Source organism: Pseudomonas sp. NBRC 111127 (assembly GCF_001320345.1).
Lineage (GTDB): Bacteria > Pseudomonadota > Gammaproteobacteria > Pseudomonadales > Pseudomonadaceae > Aquipseudomonas > Aquipseudomonas juntendi.
Genome location: NZ_BCBD01000035.1, coordinates 1 through 18,160, shown reverse-complemented (window position 1 = coordinate 18,160; position 18,160 = coordinate 1). Strand labels below are relative to the sequence as shown.

Below are 18,160 nucleotides of genomic sequence, written 5' to 3'. Positions count from 1 at the left end.
CCGGCTCGGGCGTGTCACTCAATGGCGCGAGCTGGCCAGTTCGCCGTTGGCAGCAGGCTCAGCCTGTGGCTTCGGGGCGTCGTCGCGCAGTTCGATACGCTTGATCGGGCCAACGATCACCAGGTAGCTGAACACCGCTACCAGGGCGTTGGCGCCTACGTAGACCAGGGCCCACTTGAACGAACCCGTGGCGCTGATGATGTAGCCGATGACGATAGGCGTAGTGATCGAGGCGATGTTGCCGAAGGTGTTGAACAGGCCGCCCGACAGGCCGGCGATCTGCTTCGGCGAGGTGTCTGCCACTACCGCCCAGCCCAGCGCGCCGATGCCTTTGCCGAAGAAGGCCAGGGTCATGAAACCGACGACCATCCACTCGGCGTCTACGTAGTTGCAGAACACCATGGTGGTCGACAGCATCAGGCCGCAGACGATCGGCAGCTTGCGCGAGAAGGTCAACGAGTTGCCACGGCGCAGCAGCCAGTCCGAGATCACCCCGCCCAGCACGCCGCCGATAAAGCCGCATACCGCCGGCAGCGAGGCGATGAAGCCGGCCTTGAGGATGGTCATGCCGCGTTCCTGCACCAGGTATACCGGGAACCAGGTCAGGAAGAAGTAGGTGATGGCGTTGATGCAATACTGGCCCAGGTACACGCCCAGCAGCATGCGGCTGGTCAGCAGCTGCTTGATGTAACCCCATTTCGGGCCATCGTTGCCGCGCTTGTGGTCCATGTCGACCAGGCCGCCGTTCTGCTCGATGTGTTCGAGCTCGGCCGGGCTGATGCGTGGATGCTGGCGCGGGTTGTAGATGGTTTTCAGCCACACCATCGAGAAGATGATGCCCAGCGCCCCCATCACCACGAACACGTGCTCCCAGCCGAAGCTGAACACGATCCAGCCCATGATCGGTGCGAACAGGGCGGTGGCGAAGTACTGCGCGGAGTTGAAGATGGCCGAGGCGGTGCCGCGTTCCTGGGTCGGGAACCAGGCCGCGACGATACGGGCGTTACCCGGGAACGACGGGGCTTCGGCAAAGCCGACGAGGAAGCGCAAGGTGAACAGGGTCACGACTGCCCAGGCAACCGGCAGGCCGCCGACAAAGCCCTGCAACAGGGTGAACAGCGACCAGGTGAAGATGCTGAAGGCGTAGACGTTCTTGGAACCGAAGCGGTCGAGCAGCCAGCCACCAGGAATCTGGCCAGCCACGTAAGCCCATCCGAAGGCGGAGAAGATATAACCGAGGGTTACGGCGTCAATGCCGAGGTCTTTCTGCAGGCTGGAGCCTGCGATTGCAATGGTCGCGCGGTCGGCATAGTTGATCGTGGTCACCAGGAACAGCATGAACAGGATCAGGTAGCGCACATGCGTCTTTTTAGTCGCTTGCATGCTGGTTGTACTCCCACTAGTTATTTTTGTGCGGGCTCACGAATGGTAACCGGAGCGGGGCAGGCCCACTCCGGGCGCGGCATATGGCAGGCCGCAGGCAGCGCTTACTGCGGGCCCATCTTGTCCATCAGCGCGGCGAGCATTTCGTACTCTTCGGCAGTGAGGTCGGTCAGCGGGGTACGCACCGAGCCTGCGTCGTAACCGGCCAGCTTGGCGCCGGCCTTGACGATGCTTACGGCGTAGCCAGCCTTGCGGTTGCGGATGTCCAGGTAGGGCAGGAAGAAATCATCGATCAGCTTGGCCACGGCAGCGTGGTCGTCGCGGGCGATGGCGTTGTAGAAGTCCATCGCAGTCTTCGGCACAAAGTTGAACACTGCCGAGGAGTAGACCGGTACGCCCAGGGCCTTGTAGGCAGCAGCATACACTTCGGCGGTTGGCAGGCCGCCCAGGTAGCTGAAGCGATCACCCAGGCGGCGGCGGATCGACACCATCAGCTCGATATCGCCCAGGCCGTCCTTGTAGCCGATCAGGTTAGGGCAGCGTTCGGCCAGTTTTTCCAGCAGGTCGGCGTTCAGGCGACAGACATTGCGGTTGTACACCACCACGCCGATCTTCACCGACTTGCACACGGCTTCCACGTGGGCGGCAACACCGTCCTGGCTGGCTTCGGTCAGGTAGTGCGGCAGCAGCAGCAGGCCCTTGGCGCCCAGGCGCTCGGCTTCTTGCGCATATTCGATGGCCTGGCGGGTGGAGCCACCCACGCCGGCGAGGATCGGTACCGAAGTGGCGCAGGTATCGACTGCGGTCTTGATGACCTGGCTGTATTCGCTGGCAGCCAGGGAGAAGAACTCACCCGTACCACCGGCGGCGAACAGGGCACTGGCGCCATAAGGGGCCAGCCACTCCAGGCGCTTGATGTAGCCCGCCGGGTTGAAGTCGCCCTGGGCGTTGAAGTCGGTGACCGGGAAAGACAGCAGGCCGTGGGAGAGGATGGATTTGAGTTCTTGTGGATTCATTGTTGTTGGCATCCTGTGGCGCTTGGGTGGAGGTGTAGTTTTGCGTTGGAGGTAAGTTATCGTACAACCTTGGGGATGACCAGTGCTTTCTTGGAATTTTGTTTTCCGCGAGGGTGTACGCGTCGAGGTGCCCGCCTCGATATGTGTGGTGGGTTGCAGATCGAGCGCAGCTCGCGATGCGCCGCGCGGGCGGCGCTCGATCTCACAGGCGCTGAAAAACCGACGACCACCACCCGGTAGTCATCGTATCTCTCAAGGCCAAACGAAAAAAACGATCGCAAAGACAGGCAAAAACCCGCCGCCCGATTCCACGGCAGATATTCTGGGACCAGCAGAGGGTGACCGGGGGAGGCGGGGGCGGCCTTGCGCCGCCCCGCGATCAAAGCAGGGGAAACTGTAGGTCAGGCAGCGCGCTTGACCTGCGCCTTGCGAACCTGGGCGCGGCACGCGTCACCGAACGCCTGGAAGATCTTGATCGAGTCGGGGTTCTGCGCGGCTTGCCATTCTGGGTGCCATTGCACGGCGAACAGGAACGGCGAAATGCTTGGCGCATGAATGGCCTCGACCAGGCCGTCTTCCGCATGCGCGATGGCCTCGATGCCGGCGCCGAGCTTGTGCAGGCCCTGGCCGTGCAGCGAGTTGACGCGGATTTCGTCGCAACCCAACGTGTCGCGCAGCCAGCTGCCTGGCTTGATCTTTACGCTGTGAACCTGGGCGTACTGCACTTCGACCGGGTCTTCCGGGTTTTCCCGGTGGTCATTGAAACCCGGTTCGGCGTACACCTTCTGGTAGATGTCGCCACCCAGCGCCACGTTGATTTCCTGCATGCCCCGGCAGATGCCGAAGATGGGCAGGCCACGCTTGAGCGCCGCCTTGACCAGCGGAATGTCGAACAGGTCGCGGTTCTGGTCCTGGCCTTTGCCTGGGGTCTGGTTTTCCTGGCCGTACAGCGCCGGGTCGATGTTGCTGCCAGCGCCGGTCAGGTAAACGCCGTCGGCCATGTCCAGATAGGTCTCGAGGTCGTCAATGCCGCAGCAGGTGGGCACCAGCACCGGGACACAATCAGCGAACTCGACCAGCGGGGTGATGTATTTGTGGGTCATGACCTGGTAGTCATGGCCTTTGCGCTCTTGGCTGCCCATGGTCATCAGGACGACGGGTTTGCGCAGGGAAGGTTGCTTGTTGCCAATGTTGCTGTTGGACATATGTCACCTTGGGACAGGTTCGACCTGTCGTTGTTGTGCAGGCGCACGGCGCGGGGCTCTGAGTGGCGCCTGGAGCCCCGAGCACTGCCGGCTCGTCGAGCTGACGATGCCGGTCGGGGCCTGTAGATAGCTTGCCAGAGCCGTTCGATATGTCAAACGACTGAAAGGGGCTGCAAGGCGGGAAATGCGCCGGTTTTGGGTGGGTTGAACCGATGCGGGCCTGTGGCGGCGTGGGTTTGGCGGGAGGTTCGGTCAATAATATTTAACGACGCAGTCGGGTCTTTGCAGCCGTGCAATGAAATAGCTGGCTTGAAATCAACGCGGTCGTTGTGGGAGCGGCCTTGTGTCGCGAAAGGGCCGCATAGCGGCCCCCGGATTTCAGCACTGGTGCATACATTGCCGGGGCTGCTGTGCAGCCCTTTCGCGACACAAGGCCGCTCCTACAAGTTCAGTGACAGGTCTGCAATCAGTGCAGGATCTGCGCCAGGAACCCCTTGGCCCGCTCGGACATTTGCCGGGCAGAGCCCATTTCGTGGGTGACGCAAAGCATGGTCATGCCCGTGCCGGCCAGTTGCACCAGCACATCCGGCACTTCGGCGACCATCTCAGGGTCCAGGGGAACGCCCCGTAGTGCTTGTTCAAGCCTTCGATGCGGATCAGCACCGGGCGCGGGTCGGGTTCAGGGGTAACGGTGGCAAGGCTCAAGGGCGCGGTCATCGTGTTGTGCTCCCGCGTGGCTCAGTCGAAACGGGTTGCGCTGTAAGGCGCGGGGTCGGTGAAGGGGCGTTCCCCGGTCACCAGCTCGGCCAGCAGGCGGCCGCTGACCGGGCCCAGGGTGAGGCCGTGGTGGGCGTGGCCAAAGTTGAACCACAGCCCCGGGTGGCGTGGCGCCGGGCCAATGACCGGGCGCATGTCGGGCAGGCACGGGCGCCGCCCCAGCCACGGTGCGTCGTCCAGGCGCTCGCCCAGCGCGGGGAACAGCTTGCGCGCCAAGGCTTCGCAACGGCCCAGCTGGATCTGGTTGGCGGGCGCATTGGCGGCATCGAACTCGATACCGGTGGTCAAGCGCACGCCGCGCGCCATCGGTGCCAGCACATAACCGCCCTGGGTGTCGCAGATCGCGTGCTTCAGTTGCGCGCCGCCACGGGTGCCGTAGTGCATGTGGTAGCCGCGCTTGATCGCCAGCGGTATCCGGTAGCCCAGGCCGCTGAACAGGTCGCCCGACTGGGGGCCCAGGCAGGCGACAACCTCGTCGGCAGTGATCGGGCCACGGCGGCTGTCGACCTGCCACTTGCCGTGGTGCTGACGCAGGCTGCGCGCATCGCCATGCAGGAACTGCCCGCCGCGTTGCTGGAACAAGGCTGCATACCCACGGGTGAGGGCGCCGGGGTTGTTGACGGTTTTCGGGTCAAGCCAATGGATGCCGCCGACCACGGTGGCATCCAGCTGGTGTTCGCGAGCCTGCAACTGGCCGCATTCCAGTATTTCGAACTGCAGGCCGTAACGGCTCAGGCTTTTGGCATCGGCCTTGGCCTGGCTGAACAGCGTCGGATCGCGGAACACCTCGATCCAGCCTTTGGCCTGCACCAGCCCTTGCAGGCCGGCAGCTGCGATCAGTACGTCGTGTTCCTCCACGCAGCGCTGCACCAATGGCAGCATATCGGCGGCGGCACCTGCCAGGCGCCCGGGGGCGGACTGGCGCCAGTAGCGCCACAGCCACGGTGCCGCCTTGGGCAGATGCGCCAGGCTGTAGCGCACGTCGGGCTGGCGGTTCAGGCCATAGCGCAGCAGGGCGCCCAGTTGCCGTGGGAAGGCATAGGGGATGACGCTGGAGCGCTCGATCAGCCCGGCGTTGCCGTGGCTGGTACCGCTGCCCGGTTCGTCGCGGTCGAGCAGTACAACCTGGCGCCCGCGGGCTTGCAAGTGCAGGGCGGTGCTGACGCCGACGATGCCGGCGCCGAGGACTAAGGTCTGGCAATGCATGGAACGTATCCCTCGGTCAGTTCAGGTGCCGGCCCAGGCGGGCTTCCAGGTGTTTGCTATTGTTGTTTGCCCGCCGACCACGTGGTGTAGCCGACGAACGCGTTGTTACCGAGCAGCACGTCGGCAAAGTGCCCGGCACTGAGGTCGACCAGTTGCACCCCATCGCGCAGGTATTGCAGCAAGTGGGCCATGCACATGGCCAGGCCGCGCTAGGTCAAAATTTGACAGATCGCTGTCACTCGCGGGTAAGTTTTGCCGTTGCAACGCTGTAGCCACTCCAAAATCAACAAGGAGCTTCAGATGTCCGCACCGTCCACCGGCACCGTCGTGCGCGTGCCGTTTACCGAGCTGCAAGGCCTGCTGCAGGCTATCTTCCAGCGCCATGGCTGCAGCGACAGCGTGGCCAGGGTGCTGGCCCACAATTGTGCCAGCGCCCAGCGCGATGGTGCCCATAGCCATGGGGTGTTCCGCATGCCGGGGTATGTGTCCACGCTGAACAGCGGCTGGGTCGATGGGCGGGCCGTGGCCAAGGTCAGTGACCTTGCCGCCGGCTATGTCAGCGTCGATGCCGCTGGCGGGTTCGCCCAGCCCGCACTGGCGGCGGCACGCGACCTGTTGGTGGCCAAGGCGCGCAACGCCGGCATTGCCGTGCTGGCGATCCACAACTCGCACCATTTCGCCGCCTTGTGGCCAGACGTGGAGCCGTTCGCTGAAGAGGGCCTGGTGGCCCTCAGCGTGGTCAACAGCATGACCTGTGTGGTGCCGCATGGGGCCCGCAAGCCTCTGTTCGGCACCAACCCTATCGCCTTTGCAGCACCCTGCGCCGAGCATGACCCGATCGTCTTCGACATGGCCACCAGCGCCATGGCCCACGGCGACGTGCAGATTGCCGCGCGTGCCGGCCAGCCGCTTCCCGAAGGCATGGGTGTCGATGCCAATGGCGAACCAACCACCGAGCCCAAGGCGATTCTAGAGGGCGGTGCCTTGCTGCCATTTGGCGGGCACAAGGGCTCAGCGCTGTCGATGATGGTCGAATTGCTGGCGGCGGCGCTGACAGGCGGGCACTTCTCCTGGGAATTCGACTGGTCGGAGCACCCGGGGGCGAAAACGCCATGGACCGGGCAACTGATCATCGTCATCGACCCGAGCAAGGCCGAGGGCGAGCGCTTTGCCCAGCGCAGCCGCAATCTGGTGGAGCAGATGCAGGCGGCGGGGTTGACGCGCATGCCGGGTGAACGGCGTTACCGCGAGCGCGAGGTGGCAGACGAGGAGGGGGTGGCGCTGACCGAGCAGGAATTGCAAGGCCTGAAAGCGTTGCTTGGCTGACCCGGCCTAATCGCCGGCAAGCCAGCTCCCGCAGTGGGAGATTCTAGGGTTTCTGGCAATGGCATCAGGGTTGCCGGGTGCTTGCCACTGCCTCTTCAGCGCCTGTGACAACACCTATCAGCCCTGATGCGATCCCTGTGGGAGCTGGCTTGCCGGCGATTAGGCCATCACTGCCAGCATAAAACCCTGGCCATGCAATGTTGCATAGACAACCTTGCACATTAGTGGATGTTCCTGAGCCGTGTGTGCGGGTATGCTCAGGGCTGACTTTTCGTACTGTCCTGATCCAAGGAGCTGCACGCTGTGTTCAAACATGTCGATGCCTATGCCGGCGACCCGATCCTCTCGTTGATGGAAACTTTCAAGGCCGACCCGCGCGCCGACAAGGTCAACCTGAGCATAGGCCTGTATTACGATGAGGCCGGCGTGGTGCCGCAATTGGCGGCGGTGGATGCGGTGGAAAAGCGCATTGCCGGCCAGGACCATGAAGCGTCCCTGTACCTGCCTATGGAAGGCCTGGCCAGCTACCGTCAGGCGATTCAGGCGCTGCTGTTCGGCGCCGATCACCCGGCCGTGACGGGTGGGCGAGTGGCCACGGTGCAGACCGTGGGTGGCTCTGGCGCGTTGAAGGTCGGCGCCGACTTCCTCAAGCGCTACTTCCCGCAGTCGGAAGTCTGGGTCAGCAACCCGACCTGGGACAACCACCGCGCCATCTTCGAGGGGGCCGGCTTCAAGGTGCACACCTACCCGTACTTCGATCAGGCCACTCGCGGCGTCGACTTCGACGGCATGCTGGCCACCCTGCAAGCGCTGCCGGCCAATAGCGTGGTCCTGCTGCACCCGTGCTGCCATAACCCGACCGGTGCCGACCTGGCCCAGAACCAGTGGCAGCAGGTGGTAGAAGTGGTCAAGGCCCGCCAGTTGATCCCGTTCCTCGACATCGCCTACCAGGGCTTTGCCGAGGGCTTGGTCGAAGACGCCTACGCCATCCGCGAAATGGCCCGTGCCGGCGTACCGTGCCTGGTCAGCAACTCGTTCTCGAAAATCTTCTCGCTGTATGGCGAGCGGGTCGGTGGCTTGTCAGTGGTGTGCGACGACGCGGCCACCGCACAGAGCGTGCTGGGCCAGCTCAAGGCCACCGTGCGCCGCAACTATTCCAGCCCGCCCAACTTCGGTGCCCAACTGGTGGCTGGGGTGCTCGGCGATGCCGGCCTGAATGCCCAGTGGGCCGAGGAAGTCGAAGTGATGCGCAAGCGCATTCTGGATATGCGCCAGGCGCTGGTCGATGCCCTGGCCGTGCTGCTTCCAGGCCAGGACTTCCAGTTCTTCCTGCGCCAGCGTGGCATGTTCAGCTACACCGGCTTCAGCGTCGAGCAGGTCCGCCGCCTGCGCGACGAATTTGGCGTGTACCTGATCGATAGCGGCCGCGTGTGCATGTCCGGCCTGCGCCCGGCCAACCTTCAACGCGTAGCCGAGGCGTTTGCTGCCGTGCAGAAGTAACCGTGCATCGGGGTGCTGAGCACCCCGTTCGCGCTGCAAGGCCGCTCTTGCATCCACCGCCCAACACCCGCGATGCCTACCACTTGTAAAGACAAGTGCAACCGCCCCTCGGAAAAGGGCTTCGCAAGTGCAACCTTTCCGTGCACAATCGCGCCCCTCTTTTCCGGTTGAGTTGGGCGAACGCACTGTTTCGCCATTCTCAGCCTGTTGCAGTCTTGCGAGTGGAGCTTCACCCGGAATGAATGAGCAGGCCCCAAGCGTTGAACAACGCTTTGCAGAATCGACCCCCGCCACCCTCGGTAACTGGGCGCGGCACGACACCACCTGGATGCTGGGCCTGTTCGGCACCGCCATCGGTGCTGGCACCCTTTTCCTGCCGATCAACGCCGGCCTTGGCGGCTTCTGGCCGCTGCTGATCCTGGCCGTGCTGGCATTCCCGATGACCTATTTCGCCCACCGTGGGCTGACCCGTTTCGTGCTTTCCGGGCGCACCGGTGGTGATATCACCGAGGTGGTCAAGGAGCATTTCGGCAGCACTGCGGGCACCTCGATCACCGTGCTGTACTTCTTCGCCATCTTCCCGATCCTGCTGATCTACAGCGTGGCGCTGACCAACACCGTGTCCAGCTTCATCGAGCACCAGTTGCACCTGCAGCCACCGCCACGGGCCATGCTGTCGTTCGTGCTGATTCTTGGCCTGCTGGCCATCGTGCGCTGCGGCGAGCAGGCCACGGTCAAGGTCATGAGCCTGCTGGTGTACCCGTTCATCGTTGCCCTGGCGCTGCTGGGCCTGTACCTGGTGCCGCACTGGACTGGCGGTATCCTCGATAGCGCCACCCAGGTGCCACCGGCCTCGGCCTTCCTGCACACCTTGTGGCTGGCCATTCCGGTGATGGTGTTTTCCTTCAACCACTCGCCAATCATCTCGGCCTTCGCCGTGGACCAGAAACGCCGCTACGGCGACCACGCCGATGAGCGCAGCGGGCAGATTCTGCGCCGTGCCCACCTGTTGATGGTGGTGATGGTGCTGTTCTTCGTGTTCAGCTGCGTGCTGACCCTGAGCAGCGCGCAGCTGGCTGAAGCCAAGGCGCAGAACCTGTCGATCCTGTCGTACCTGGCCAACCACTTCAGCAACCCCACCATCGCGTTTGCCGCGCCGCTGATTGCCTTCGTGGCCATCGCCAAGTCGTTCCTCGGCCACTACATCGGTGCCAGTGAAGGCCTCAAGGGCATTATCGCCAAGACCGGCGCGCGCCCGGGCGCCAAGGCCCTGGACCGGGTGGTTGCAGGGTTGATGCTGGTAGTGTGCTGGATCGTCGCCACCCTCAACCCGAGCATCCTCGGCATGATCGAATCGCTCGGCGGCCCGATCCTTGCGGTGCTGCTGTTCCTGATGCCGATGTACGCTATCCGCCGTGTACCGTCCATGCGCAAGTACAGCGGCGCGGCGTCCAACGTATTCGTGGTAGTGGTGGGCCTGCTTGCGCTGACTTCGGTGGTGTACGGCCTGCTGGGCTGAGTCACGGCTGGCTATGAAACAAGCCCGGGTTGGCTGGCGCCGCCCGGGTTTTTTGCGCGTGAAATCAGGGTCTCACCTACATGGGATCTCATCGACCTTGGTGTAAGCAAGTAGCCACCCCCCGCACAAGCTCGCTAGCACGAACAGCAGCCCCAAGCCCCCTGGAAGCGTACGCTCGACGCCTGCTACCACACTGCTTATACCGCCAGCCCCAGCGAACAGGAATGTCGTGTTAAGCGATGCTGCAGCACCCGCCTGACATGGATAGCGTGCCAAGGCCTGCGTCGTCGCGGCCGGGCGCACCAGCGTTGTCCCTGTAGTACATATGAGCACAGCTAGCATAATGCCTGCCACAGATAGCTCCGAAAACCGTTCCCAGATAACAAGGGTTATGCCCCCGGCGCTGATGAGCAGAAAGCCCGCTTTTATTTGAGCCTGTGGGCTAACACGTCGGTTCAGATAGGTTGCAGCCGCTCCCCCGGCGATGTATGCCACTCCGTAGCCAATAAATACAATGGAAAATTGATAGGTCGTCAGCCCCAACCTGCTCATCAGGAGGAGTGGTGCTATCACGATAAAGGAAAAATGGCAGGAGAAGGCGAGACTGGTCTGCAGTGTATAGGCGAGGAAGGTCGTGTCTCGCAGCATTATACGATAACTGGAAATACCGGACGCTTTGCGTTGCAAGGCAGTTGTACTTGGTAGGAGTACATACGCCAGAAGTGAAACTATAGTAGCGATAATAGCGAAGCTTATAAAGCTTGCCTGCCAGCCAAAAGATTGCTGGAGGAGCGCACCTACCAGCGGCGATATTGAGATGAACAGCCCGCTTGAGCTGGTTAAGAGGATTCGCATGGTATTACGATGTTCATCTCTGTATAGATCCTGCACTAGCGCTTGGCCTAAGACGAGGCTGCCACACCCCAGCGCCTGTAGTAAACGGAATGCCATGAACATTTGATAGGTGGTAGAGCATGCGCAACCAAGCGCCCCTAAAATGGCTAATCCGAGCCCGCCCAGCAACAGACGTTTGCGCCCGATACTATCCGACAGAGGGCCGATGACGAGTTGCGCCATTGCAACGCCGACAGCAAAGAAACTCACCGAGTAGGCTATCTGCTCTGCACCGACCCGAAACCTATCTGCCAGCGTAGGGAATGAGGGTAGGATCACATCCAGCGGAAATACCCCTAGCAGGGATATCATAACCAGCAATGTCGAGTACAGAGGGTGGCGCAGTTTAGCTGAGTAAGCGATCATGCTACCAACCCGGAAGCTTTAAATAGCAAGAAATAATCTTTGTTGGCTAGCAATTCGGTACGCTCAATAGCTCGCAGCGTCGGTGCGCAATTAGGCATCGCTCTCGCTGGCTCATTGGGGCTTGTTGGCAAGTTTTGCGGACTCCATCTTGATAGGCTTGATATAAATATCCATCAGGTTCGTTTTATTATGGCCCCTCCGATAGTAGCGCCTCTTTTAAGATGTACAAGATATTCGCGTGGGCGAAATTTCCGATAGATTTGTAGGATTATTTACCTTGCTATCTGCGAGTGGGCGATTAGTTGGGCCGGATCGCCTCTACCACAGGCCTTGCGAGCATGTTGGAAACCAAGCTCCTTCCATTGTGCGAGCCTAAACAACAAACATTGTTATCAGGCTTTTAAAGGTGAGCGATAAGGGCGGTTGCTGTCCTGCGTTAGGGGTATCCGCTTTTATCCACATAAAAAGTCTGGCCATAGAAGAATTTCACCCGCCCCCATAGGCACTAGGCCGCCTTCATGCTTAACTCGGTGTCCTTTTCAAACCCCGCATAAGGATTTCGTCATGGCTCAAGTGACTCTCAAAGGCAACCCGGTTCAGGTCAACGGCAACCTGCCACAGGCCGGCGCCCAGGCTCCGGCTTTTTCCCTGGTGGGTGAAGGCCTGGCTGACAAGTCGCTGAAAGACTACGCCGGCAAGCGCAAGGTGCTGAACATCTTCCCGAGCGTCGACACCCCAACCTGTGCCACTTCGGTGCGCAAGTTCAACGCCCAGGCCAACGATGTAGCCAACACCGTGGTGCTGTGCATCTCCGCCGACCTGCCGTTTGCGCAGGCACGTTTCTGCGGCGCCGAGGGCTTGGAGAACGTGAAGAACCTGTCGACCCTGCGCGGCCGCGAGTTCCTCGAAAACTACGGCGTGGCCATCGCCGATGGCCCGCTGGCTGGCCTGGCGGCCCGCGCCGTGGTGGTGGTGGACGAGAACGATAAAGTGCTGCACAGCGAGCTGGTCGGCGAAATCGCTGAAGAACCGGACTACGAGGCTGCACTGGCGGTACTGAAGTAAGCAGCGCGCCTGTCGCGGAGCGCTTGCAGGTCGTGGCAGCCCTGTATAAGCAGGCTTAGCCACGAAGGGGCCGGCGCAGGCTGTGGAACCCCACAGCCCTCAGCGCGCTCCAAGCAACACCCTGTAACGGCCTGGACCACGTTCCGGGCCGTTTTCATTTAAAATTCCGCATCTTGGCAACGTCAGCCAAAGGTAAACCTCTGGTAAAGGCCCTTTGCTAAAACGATGCCAGTGCTTATCGTTCACCCTCCCCAAGCCGTCATTCCGAACAAGGTTCGTTCAACCCATGCAAGCGTCCAATTCCCGTTCCCCTCGTCGCTGGCTGCTCGGCCTGCTGATCCTGCTGCTGGTGGCTGCGCTGGCCTGGTGGCTGTGGCCTGCAGCAACGCCTGGGCATAAGGACGCCAGCGGCGGGCGTGGTGGCAAAGGCATGGGCATGGGCGGCCGCCCGGGCTTCGGTGGTTCAACCGATCCGGTGCCTGTGCGCGTCGAACCCGTGACCGTGGGTGACTTCCCGCTGTATTACAAGGCGCTGGGTACAGTGACTGCGACCAACACCGTCAACGTGCGCAGCCGCGTGGCAGGCGAGCTGGTCAAAATCCACTTCAAGGAAGGCCAGCAGGTCAAAGCCGGCGACCTGCTCGCCGAAATCGACCCGCGCACCTACCGGATCGCGCTGCAGCAGGCCGAAGGCACGCTGGCACAGAACCAGGCGCAGTTGAAGAACGCCCAGGTCGACCTGGCCCGCTACAAAGGCTTGTACGCCGAAGACAGTATCGCCAAGCAGACCCTCGACACGGCCGAGGCCCAGGTGGCGCAGTTTCAGGGCCTGGTCAAGACCAACCAGGCGCAAGTCAACGATGCCCGGCTGAACCTGGAGTTCACCCAGATCCGCGCCCCGATCAACGGCCGGGTGGGCCTGCGCCAGCTCGATCTGGGGAACCTGGTAGCGGCCAACGACACCAATGCCCTGGTGGTCATCACCCAGACCGAGCCCATCAGCGTTGCCTTCACCTTGCCGGAAACTGAACTGGACACCGTGCTGCAGCGTTACCGCAGCGGCGCCAGCCTGCCGGTCGAGGCCTGGGACCGCAGTGACAGCAAGCTGCAGTCCAAGGGGGTACTGGCCAGTATCGACAACCAGATCGACACCACCACCGGCACCCTGAAATTCAAGGGCCGCTTCGAGAACAAGGACCTGGCCCTGTTCCCCAACCAGTTCGTCAACGTGCGTTTGCTGGCCGACACCCTCAAGCAGGTGGTCATGGCCCCGGCGGCAGCCATTCAGTTCGGTAACGACGGCACGTTCGCCTACGTCGTCAACGACCAGAGCACGGTCAATGTACGTAAGCTCAAGGTCGGTGCCAGTGATGGCGAGCACAGCGTCATCCTCGATGGCCTGAAGGCCGGCGACCGCCTGGTACTGGAAGGTACCGACCGCCTGCGCGAGGGCACCAAGGTCGAGGTGGTCGAAAACAGCTCGCAGGTGCCGACGACCCCAGGCCAGAAACTGCAGGGCCAGGATGCCAAAGGGTCGACACATGCCGGTGAGGGCCAGCCAGGGCAAGCGCAGCCTGGTGCCGCAGCAGGCAAGGCGGGCGCATGAACCTCTCGCGCCTGTTCATCCTGCGGCCGGTCGCCACCACGCTGAGCATGCTGGCCATCGTGCTGGCCGGCCTGATCGCCTACAAGCTGCTGCCGGTTTCTGCCTTGCCGCAGGTGGACTACCCGACCATCCGCGTCATGACCCTGTACCCCGGCGCCAGCCCGGAGGTCATGACCAGCGCGGTGACCGCGCCACTGGAGCGCCAGTTCGGCCAGATGCCCGGGCTTGAGCAAATGGCCTCGACCAGCTCCGGCGGCGCATCGGTGCTCACCCTGCGTTTCAACCTGGACATGAACATGGACGTTGCCGAGCAGCAGGTACAGGCCGCGATCAACGCCGCCAGTAACCTGCTGCCCAGCGACCTGCCGGCGCCGCCGGTGTACAACAAGGTCAACCCGGCCGACACGCCGGTGCTGACCTTGGCCATTTCCAGCAAGACCATGCCGCTGCCCAAGCTCAACGACCTGGTCGATACCCGGGTGGCGCAGAAGCTTGCGCAGATCAGCGGCGTGGGCATGGTGAGCATCGCCGGGGGCCAGCGCCAGGCGGTGCGGATCAAGGTCAATGTCGATGCCTTGGCGGCCAATGGCCTGAACCTTGAAGATGTCCGCACGCTGATCGGCGCGTCCAACGTCAACCAGCCCAAGGGTAACTTCGACGGGCCCACCCGCGTGTCGATGCTCGACGCCAACGACCAGCTGCGCTCCCCCGAGGAATACGCCAACCTGATCCTGGCCTATAACAACGGTGCGCCGCTGCGCCTGAAGGACGTGGCCGAAATCGTCGACGGTGCCGAGAACGAGCGCCTGGCAGCCTGGGCCAACGAAAACCATGCGGTACTGCTGAACATCCAGCGCCAGCCGGGAGCCAACGTGATCGAAGTGGTAGACCGCATCAAGGCGCTGCTGCCGTCGATCACCGACAACCTGCCTGCGGGCCTGGATGTGTCGGTGCTCACCGATCGCACCCAGACCATCCGTGCCGCGGTCAAGGATGTCCAGCACGAACTGCTGATCGCCATCGTGCTGGTGGTCATGGTCACGTTCGTCTTCCTGCGCCGGGCCAGCGCCACCCTCATTCCGTCCATCGCGGTACCGCTGTCGCTGATCGGCACCTTCGGCGTGATGTACCTGGCCGGCTTCTCGGTCAACAACCTCACGCTGATGGCGCTGACCATCGCCACCGGCTTCGTGGTCGACGACGCCATCGTCATGCTGGAGAACATTTCCCGCCATATCGAAGAGGGCGAAACGCCCATGCAGGCCGCGCTCAAGGGCGCCCGGCAAATTGGCTTCACCCTGATATCGCTGACGTTCTCGCTGATTGCGGTACTGATCCCGCTGCTGTTCATGGCCGACGTGGTCGGCCGCCTGTTCCGCGAGTTCGCCATCACCCTGGCGGTGGCCATCCTGATTTCCCTGGTGGTGTCGCTGACCCTGACGCCAATGATGTGCGCGCGCCTGCTCAAACGTGAACCCAAGGAAGAAGAGCAGGGCCGGTTCTACCGTGCCAGTGGCGCCTGGATCGACTGGCTGATCAAACACTACGGCAGCGCCCTGCAATGGGTGCTCAGGCACCAGCCGCTGACCTTGCTGGTGGCGGTGGCAAGCCTGGGGTTGACGGTGTTCCTCTACATGTTGGTGCCCAAGGGCTTCTTCCCGGTGCAGGACACCGGGGTCATCCAGGGCATCTCCGAAGCGCCGCAGTCCACTTCGTTCGCCGCCATGAGCGAGCGCCAGCAGGCCTTGAGCAAGGTGATCCTGCAGGACCCGGCCGTACAAAGCCTGTCGTCCTATATTGGTGTCGATGGTGACAACGCCACGCTCAACAGCGGCCGCTTGCTGATCAACCTCAAGCCCCACGGCGAACGCGACGTCACGGCCAGCGAAGTGATCAGCCGGCTGCAGCCACAAGTCGACCGTTTGGTGGGCATTCGCCTGTTCATGCAGCCGGTGCAGGACCTGAGCATCGAAGACCGCGTCAGCCGCACCCAGTACCAGTTCAGCCTGTCGTCGCCCGATGCCGACCTGTTGGCGCAATGGAGCGGCACACTGGTGCAGGCGCTGCAACAGCGCCCCGAGCTGGCCGATGTGGCCAGTGACCTGCAGGACAAAGGCCTGCAGGTATACCTGGTCATCGACCGCGACATGGCCAGCCGTTTGGGCATCACCGTGTCGCAGGTCACCAACGCCTTGTACGACGCGTTTGGCCAGCGGCAGATCTCGACCATCTACACCCAGGCCAGCCAGTACCGCGTGGTGCTGCAGGCCAAAGATGCCGCGGTGATCGGCCCGCAGGCGCTGGAGTCGGTCCACGTCAAGGCTGCCGATGGCGGCCAGGTACGCCTGTCGGCATTGGCGCGCATCGAGCAGCGCCAGGCCCAGTTGGCGATCTCGCACATTGGCCAGTTCCCGGCCGTGACCCTGTCTTTCAACCTGGCCCATGGCGCGTCGCTGGGTGAAGCGGTGCAGGTGATCGAGCAGGTACAGCAGCACATCGGCATGCCGCTGGGGGTGCAAACCCGCTTCCAGGGGGCGGCGGAGGCCTTCCAGGCCTCGCTGTCGAGCACCTTGCTGCTGATTCTGGCAGCGGTGGTCACCATGTACATCGTGCTGGGCGTGCTGTACGAGAGCTACATCCACCCGGTGACCATCCTCTCGACGCTGCCGTCGGCGGCCGTCGGCGCCTTGCTGGCCTTGCTCATCAGCGGCAACGACCTGGGCATGATCGCGATCATCGGCATCATCCTGCTGATCGGTATCGTCAAGAAGAACGCGATCATGATGATCGATTTCGCCCTCGAAGCCGAACGCCATCAAGGCATGAGCCCCCGGGACGCCATCTACCAGGCGGCGCTGTTGCGCTTCCGGCCAATCCTGATGACCACCCTGGCGGCGCTGTTCGGGGCCGTGCCACTGATGCTGGCCACAGGCTCCGGCGCCGAGCTGCGACAGCCGCTGGGCCTGGTGATGGTCGGTGGCTTGCTGGTCAGCCAGGTGCTGACGTTGTTCACCACCCCGGTCATCTACCTGTACTTTGACCGCCTGGCGCGCCGCTGGCGCCCGGCCGATAGCGCGAAGCAGGCCGAAGCATGAATCTGTCGGGGCCGTTCATTCGTCGCCCGGTGGCGACGATGCTGCTGAGCCTGGCGATCATGCTGCTGGGTGGGGTCAGCTTCAAGCTGCTGCCGGTTGCGCCGCTGCCGGAAATGGACTTCCCGGTGATCGTGGTGTCGGCCAACCTGTCCGGTGCCAGCCCCGAGGTCATGGCCTCTACCGTGGCCACGCCACTGGAGCGCAAGCTGGGCAGCATCGCTGGGGTGACCACCCTGACCAGCAGCTCCAACCAGGGCTCGACGCGGGTGATCATCGGTTTCGAGATAGGCCGTGATATCGACGGTGCGGCGCGTGAAGTGCAGGCGGCCATCAATGCCACCCGCAACCTGCTGCCCAGCGGCATGCGCAGCATGCCTACCTACAAGAAGATCAACCCGTCGCAGGCGCCGGTCATGGTGCTTTCGCTGACCTCGGACGTGTTGCAGAAGGGGCAGTTGTACGACCTGGCCGACACCATTCTGTCGCAGAGCCTGGCCCAGGTGCCCGGGGTAGGGGAGGTGCAGATCGGCGGCAGCTCGTTGCCGGCGGTGCGCATTGCCGTCGAACCGCAATTGCTCAACCAGTACGGCCTGTCACTGGACGAAGTGCGCACCGCGGTAGCCAACGCCAACCAGCGCCGGCCCATGGGCTTTGTCGAAGACGCCGAGCGCAACTGGCAGGTGCGCGCCAATGACCAGTTGGAGAAGGCCAAGGACTACGAGCCCATCGTCATTCGCCAGCAGAACGGGACCATTCTGCGTCTGTCCGACGTGGCTGCGATTACCGACGGGGTCGAAAACCGCTACAACAGTGGCTTCTTCAATGACCAGTCGGCAGTGCTGCTGGTGGTCAACCGCCAGGCTGGCGCCAACATCATCGAGACGGTCGGGCAGATCAAGGCGCAGCTGCCGGCCCTGCAGTCGCTGCTGCCCGCCAGCGTGCAGTTGAGCGTGGCCATGGACCGGTCGCCGGTCATCAATGCCAGCCTCAAGGAGGCCGAGCACACCCTGCTGATCGCGGTGGTACTGGTGATCCTGGTGGTCTACCTGTTCCTCGGCAGCCTGCGCGCCTCGTTGATCCCCAGCCTGGCGGTGCCGGTATCGCTGGTGGGTACTTTCGCTGTCATGTACCTGTGTGGTTTTTCGCTCAACAACCTGTCATTGATGGCGCTGATCCTTGCCACCGGCCTGGTGGTGGACGAT

The 18,160-nt window shown here is 62.7% G+C and carries 12 protein-coding genes and 2 pseudogenes; 7 read left to right on the top strand and 7 right to left on the bottom strand.

Going from position 1 to position 18,160, the window contains the following annotated elements:
* Nucleotides 1–18: 18 nt before the first annotated feature.
* From APH30_RS09150 to APH30_RS28665, 6 genes and pseudogenes are all read right to left on the bottom strand, one after another.
* A complete protein-coding gene (locus APH30_RS09150; protein WP_009687017.1) occupies nucleotides 19–1,383 on the bottom strand; it encodes an MFS transporter in 1,365 nt (454 codons plus the stop codon).
* 104 nt (nucleotides 1,384–1,487) lie between these two features.
* Complete coding sequence (kdgD, locus tag APH30_RS09145) at nucleotides 1,488–2,399, bottom strand: 5-dehydro-4-deoxyglucarate dehydratase (protein WP_054912304.1); 912 nt, start codon at nucleotides 2,397–2,399, stop codon at nucleotides 1,488–1,490.
* Nucleotides 2,400–2,800: 401 nt separating this feature from the next.
* Nucleotides 2,801–3,604, bottom strand: coding sequence for a gamma-glutamyl-gamma-aminobutyrate hydrolase family protein (locus tag APH30_RS09140; RefSeq protein ID WP_029886748.1), 804 nt, complete (start codon nucleotides 3,602–3,604; stop codon nucleotides 2,801–2,803).
* Between the two features lie 466 nt (nucleotides 3,605–4,070).
* Nucleotides 4,071–4,220: pseudogene (gene glnQ / locus APH30_RS28670) on the bottom strand (glutamine ABC transporter ATP-binding protein GlnQ); the annotation flags it as partial.
* Nucleotides 4,221–4,342: 122 nt separating this feature from the next.
* The gene (locus APH30_RS09135; RefSeq protein ID WP_054912303.1) at nucleotides 4,343–5,587 is read right to left on the bottom strand and encodes an FAD-binding oxidoreductase; all 1,245 of its coding nucleotides are present in this window, start codon (nucleotides 5,585–5,587) and stop codon (nucleotides 4,343–4,345) included.
* Between the two features lie 107 nt (nucleotides 5,588–5,694).
* A pseudogene (locus APH30_RS28665) lies at nucleotides 5,695–5,796 on the bottom strand (RpiR family transcriptional regulator); the annotation flags it as partial.
* A 91-nt stretch (nucleotides 5,797–5,887) separates the two neighbouring features.
* Between APH30_RS28665 and APH30_RS09130 the strand changes: the two are divergent.
* The 3 genes from APH30_RS09130 (at nucleotide 5,888) to APH30_RS09120 (ending at nucleotide 9,932) form a co-directional block, all read left to right on the top strand.
* Entirely contained in the window at nucleotides 5,888–6,913 is a 1,026-nt protein-coding gene (locus tag APH30_RS09130) for an Ldh family oxidoreductase (RefSeq protein WP_054912302.1), read from the top strand.
* 303 nt (nucleotides 6,914–7,216) lie between these two features.
* Nucleotides 7,217–8,413: an amino acid aminotransferase gene (locus APH30_RS09125; RefSeq protein ID WP_054912301.1), complete on the top strand. Its 1,197-nt coding sequence runs from the start codon at nucleotides 7,217–7,219 to the stop codon at nucleotides 8,411–8,413.
* Between the two features lie 238 nt (nucleotides 8,414–8,651).
* Entirely contained in the window at nucleotides 8,652–9,932 is a 1,281-nt protein-coding gene (locus tag APH30_RS09120) for a serine/threonine transporter (RefSeq protein WP_054912300.1), read from the top strand.
* Between the two features lie 72 nt (nucleotides 9,933–10,004).
* On the opposite strand, the gene APH30_RS09115 is transcribed toward APH30_RS09120, so the two are convergent.
* A complete protein-coding gene (locus APH30_RS09115; RefSeq protein ID WP_054912299.1) occupies nucleotides 10,005–11,192 on the bottom strand; it encodes a Bcr/CflA family efflux MFS transporter in 1,188 nt (395 codons plus the stop codon).
* A gap of 564 nt (nucleotides 11,193–11,756) precedes the next feature.
* On the opposite strand from APH30_RS09115, the gene tpx reads away from it, so the two are divergent.
* The 4 genes from tpx to APH30_RS09095 form a co-directional block, all read left to right on the top strand.
* The gene (tpx, locus tag APH30_RS09110) at nucleotides 11,757–12,257 is read left to right on the top strand and encodes a thiol peroxidase (RefSeq protein ID WP_054912298.1); all 501 of its coding nucleotides are present in this window, start codon (nucleotides 11,757–11,759) and stop codon (nucleotides 12,255–12,257) included.
* Nucleotides 12,258–12,543: 286 nt separating this feature from the next.
* Entirely contained in the window at nucleotides 12,544–13,863 is a 1,320-nt protein-coding gene (locus APH30_RS09105) for an MdtA/MuxA family multidrug efflux RND transporter periplasmic adaptor subunit (RefSeq protein ID WP_054912297.1), read from the top strand.
* On the top strand, nucleotides 13,860–16,958 hold the full coding sequence (locus tag APH30_RS09100) for an MdtB/MuxB family multidrug efflux RND transporter permease subunit (RefSeq protein ID WP_054912296.1): 3,099 nt from the start codon (nucleotides 13,860–13,862) through the stop codon (nucleotides 16,956–16,958). The genes APH30_RS09105 and APH30_RS09100 overlap by 4 nt, the downstream gene beginning before the upstream one ends.
* Nucleotides 16,955–18,160, top strand: a 1,206-nt coding sequence (locus APH30_RS09095; RefSeq protein WP_156326399.1) for an efflux RND transporter permease subunit, incomplete at its 3' end; no start/stop codon positions are given. The genes APH30_RS09100 and APH30_RS09095, both read left to right, overlap by 4 nt.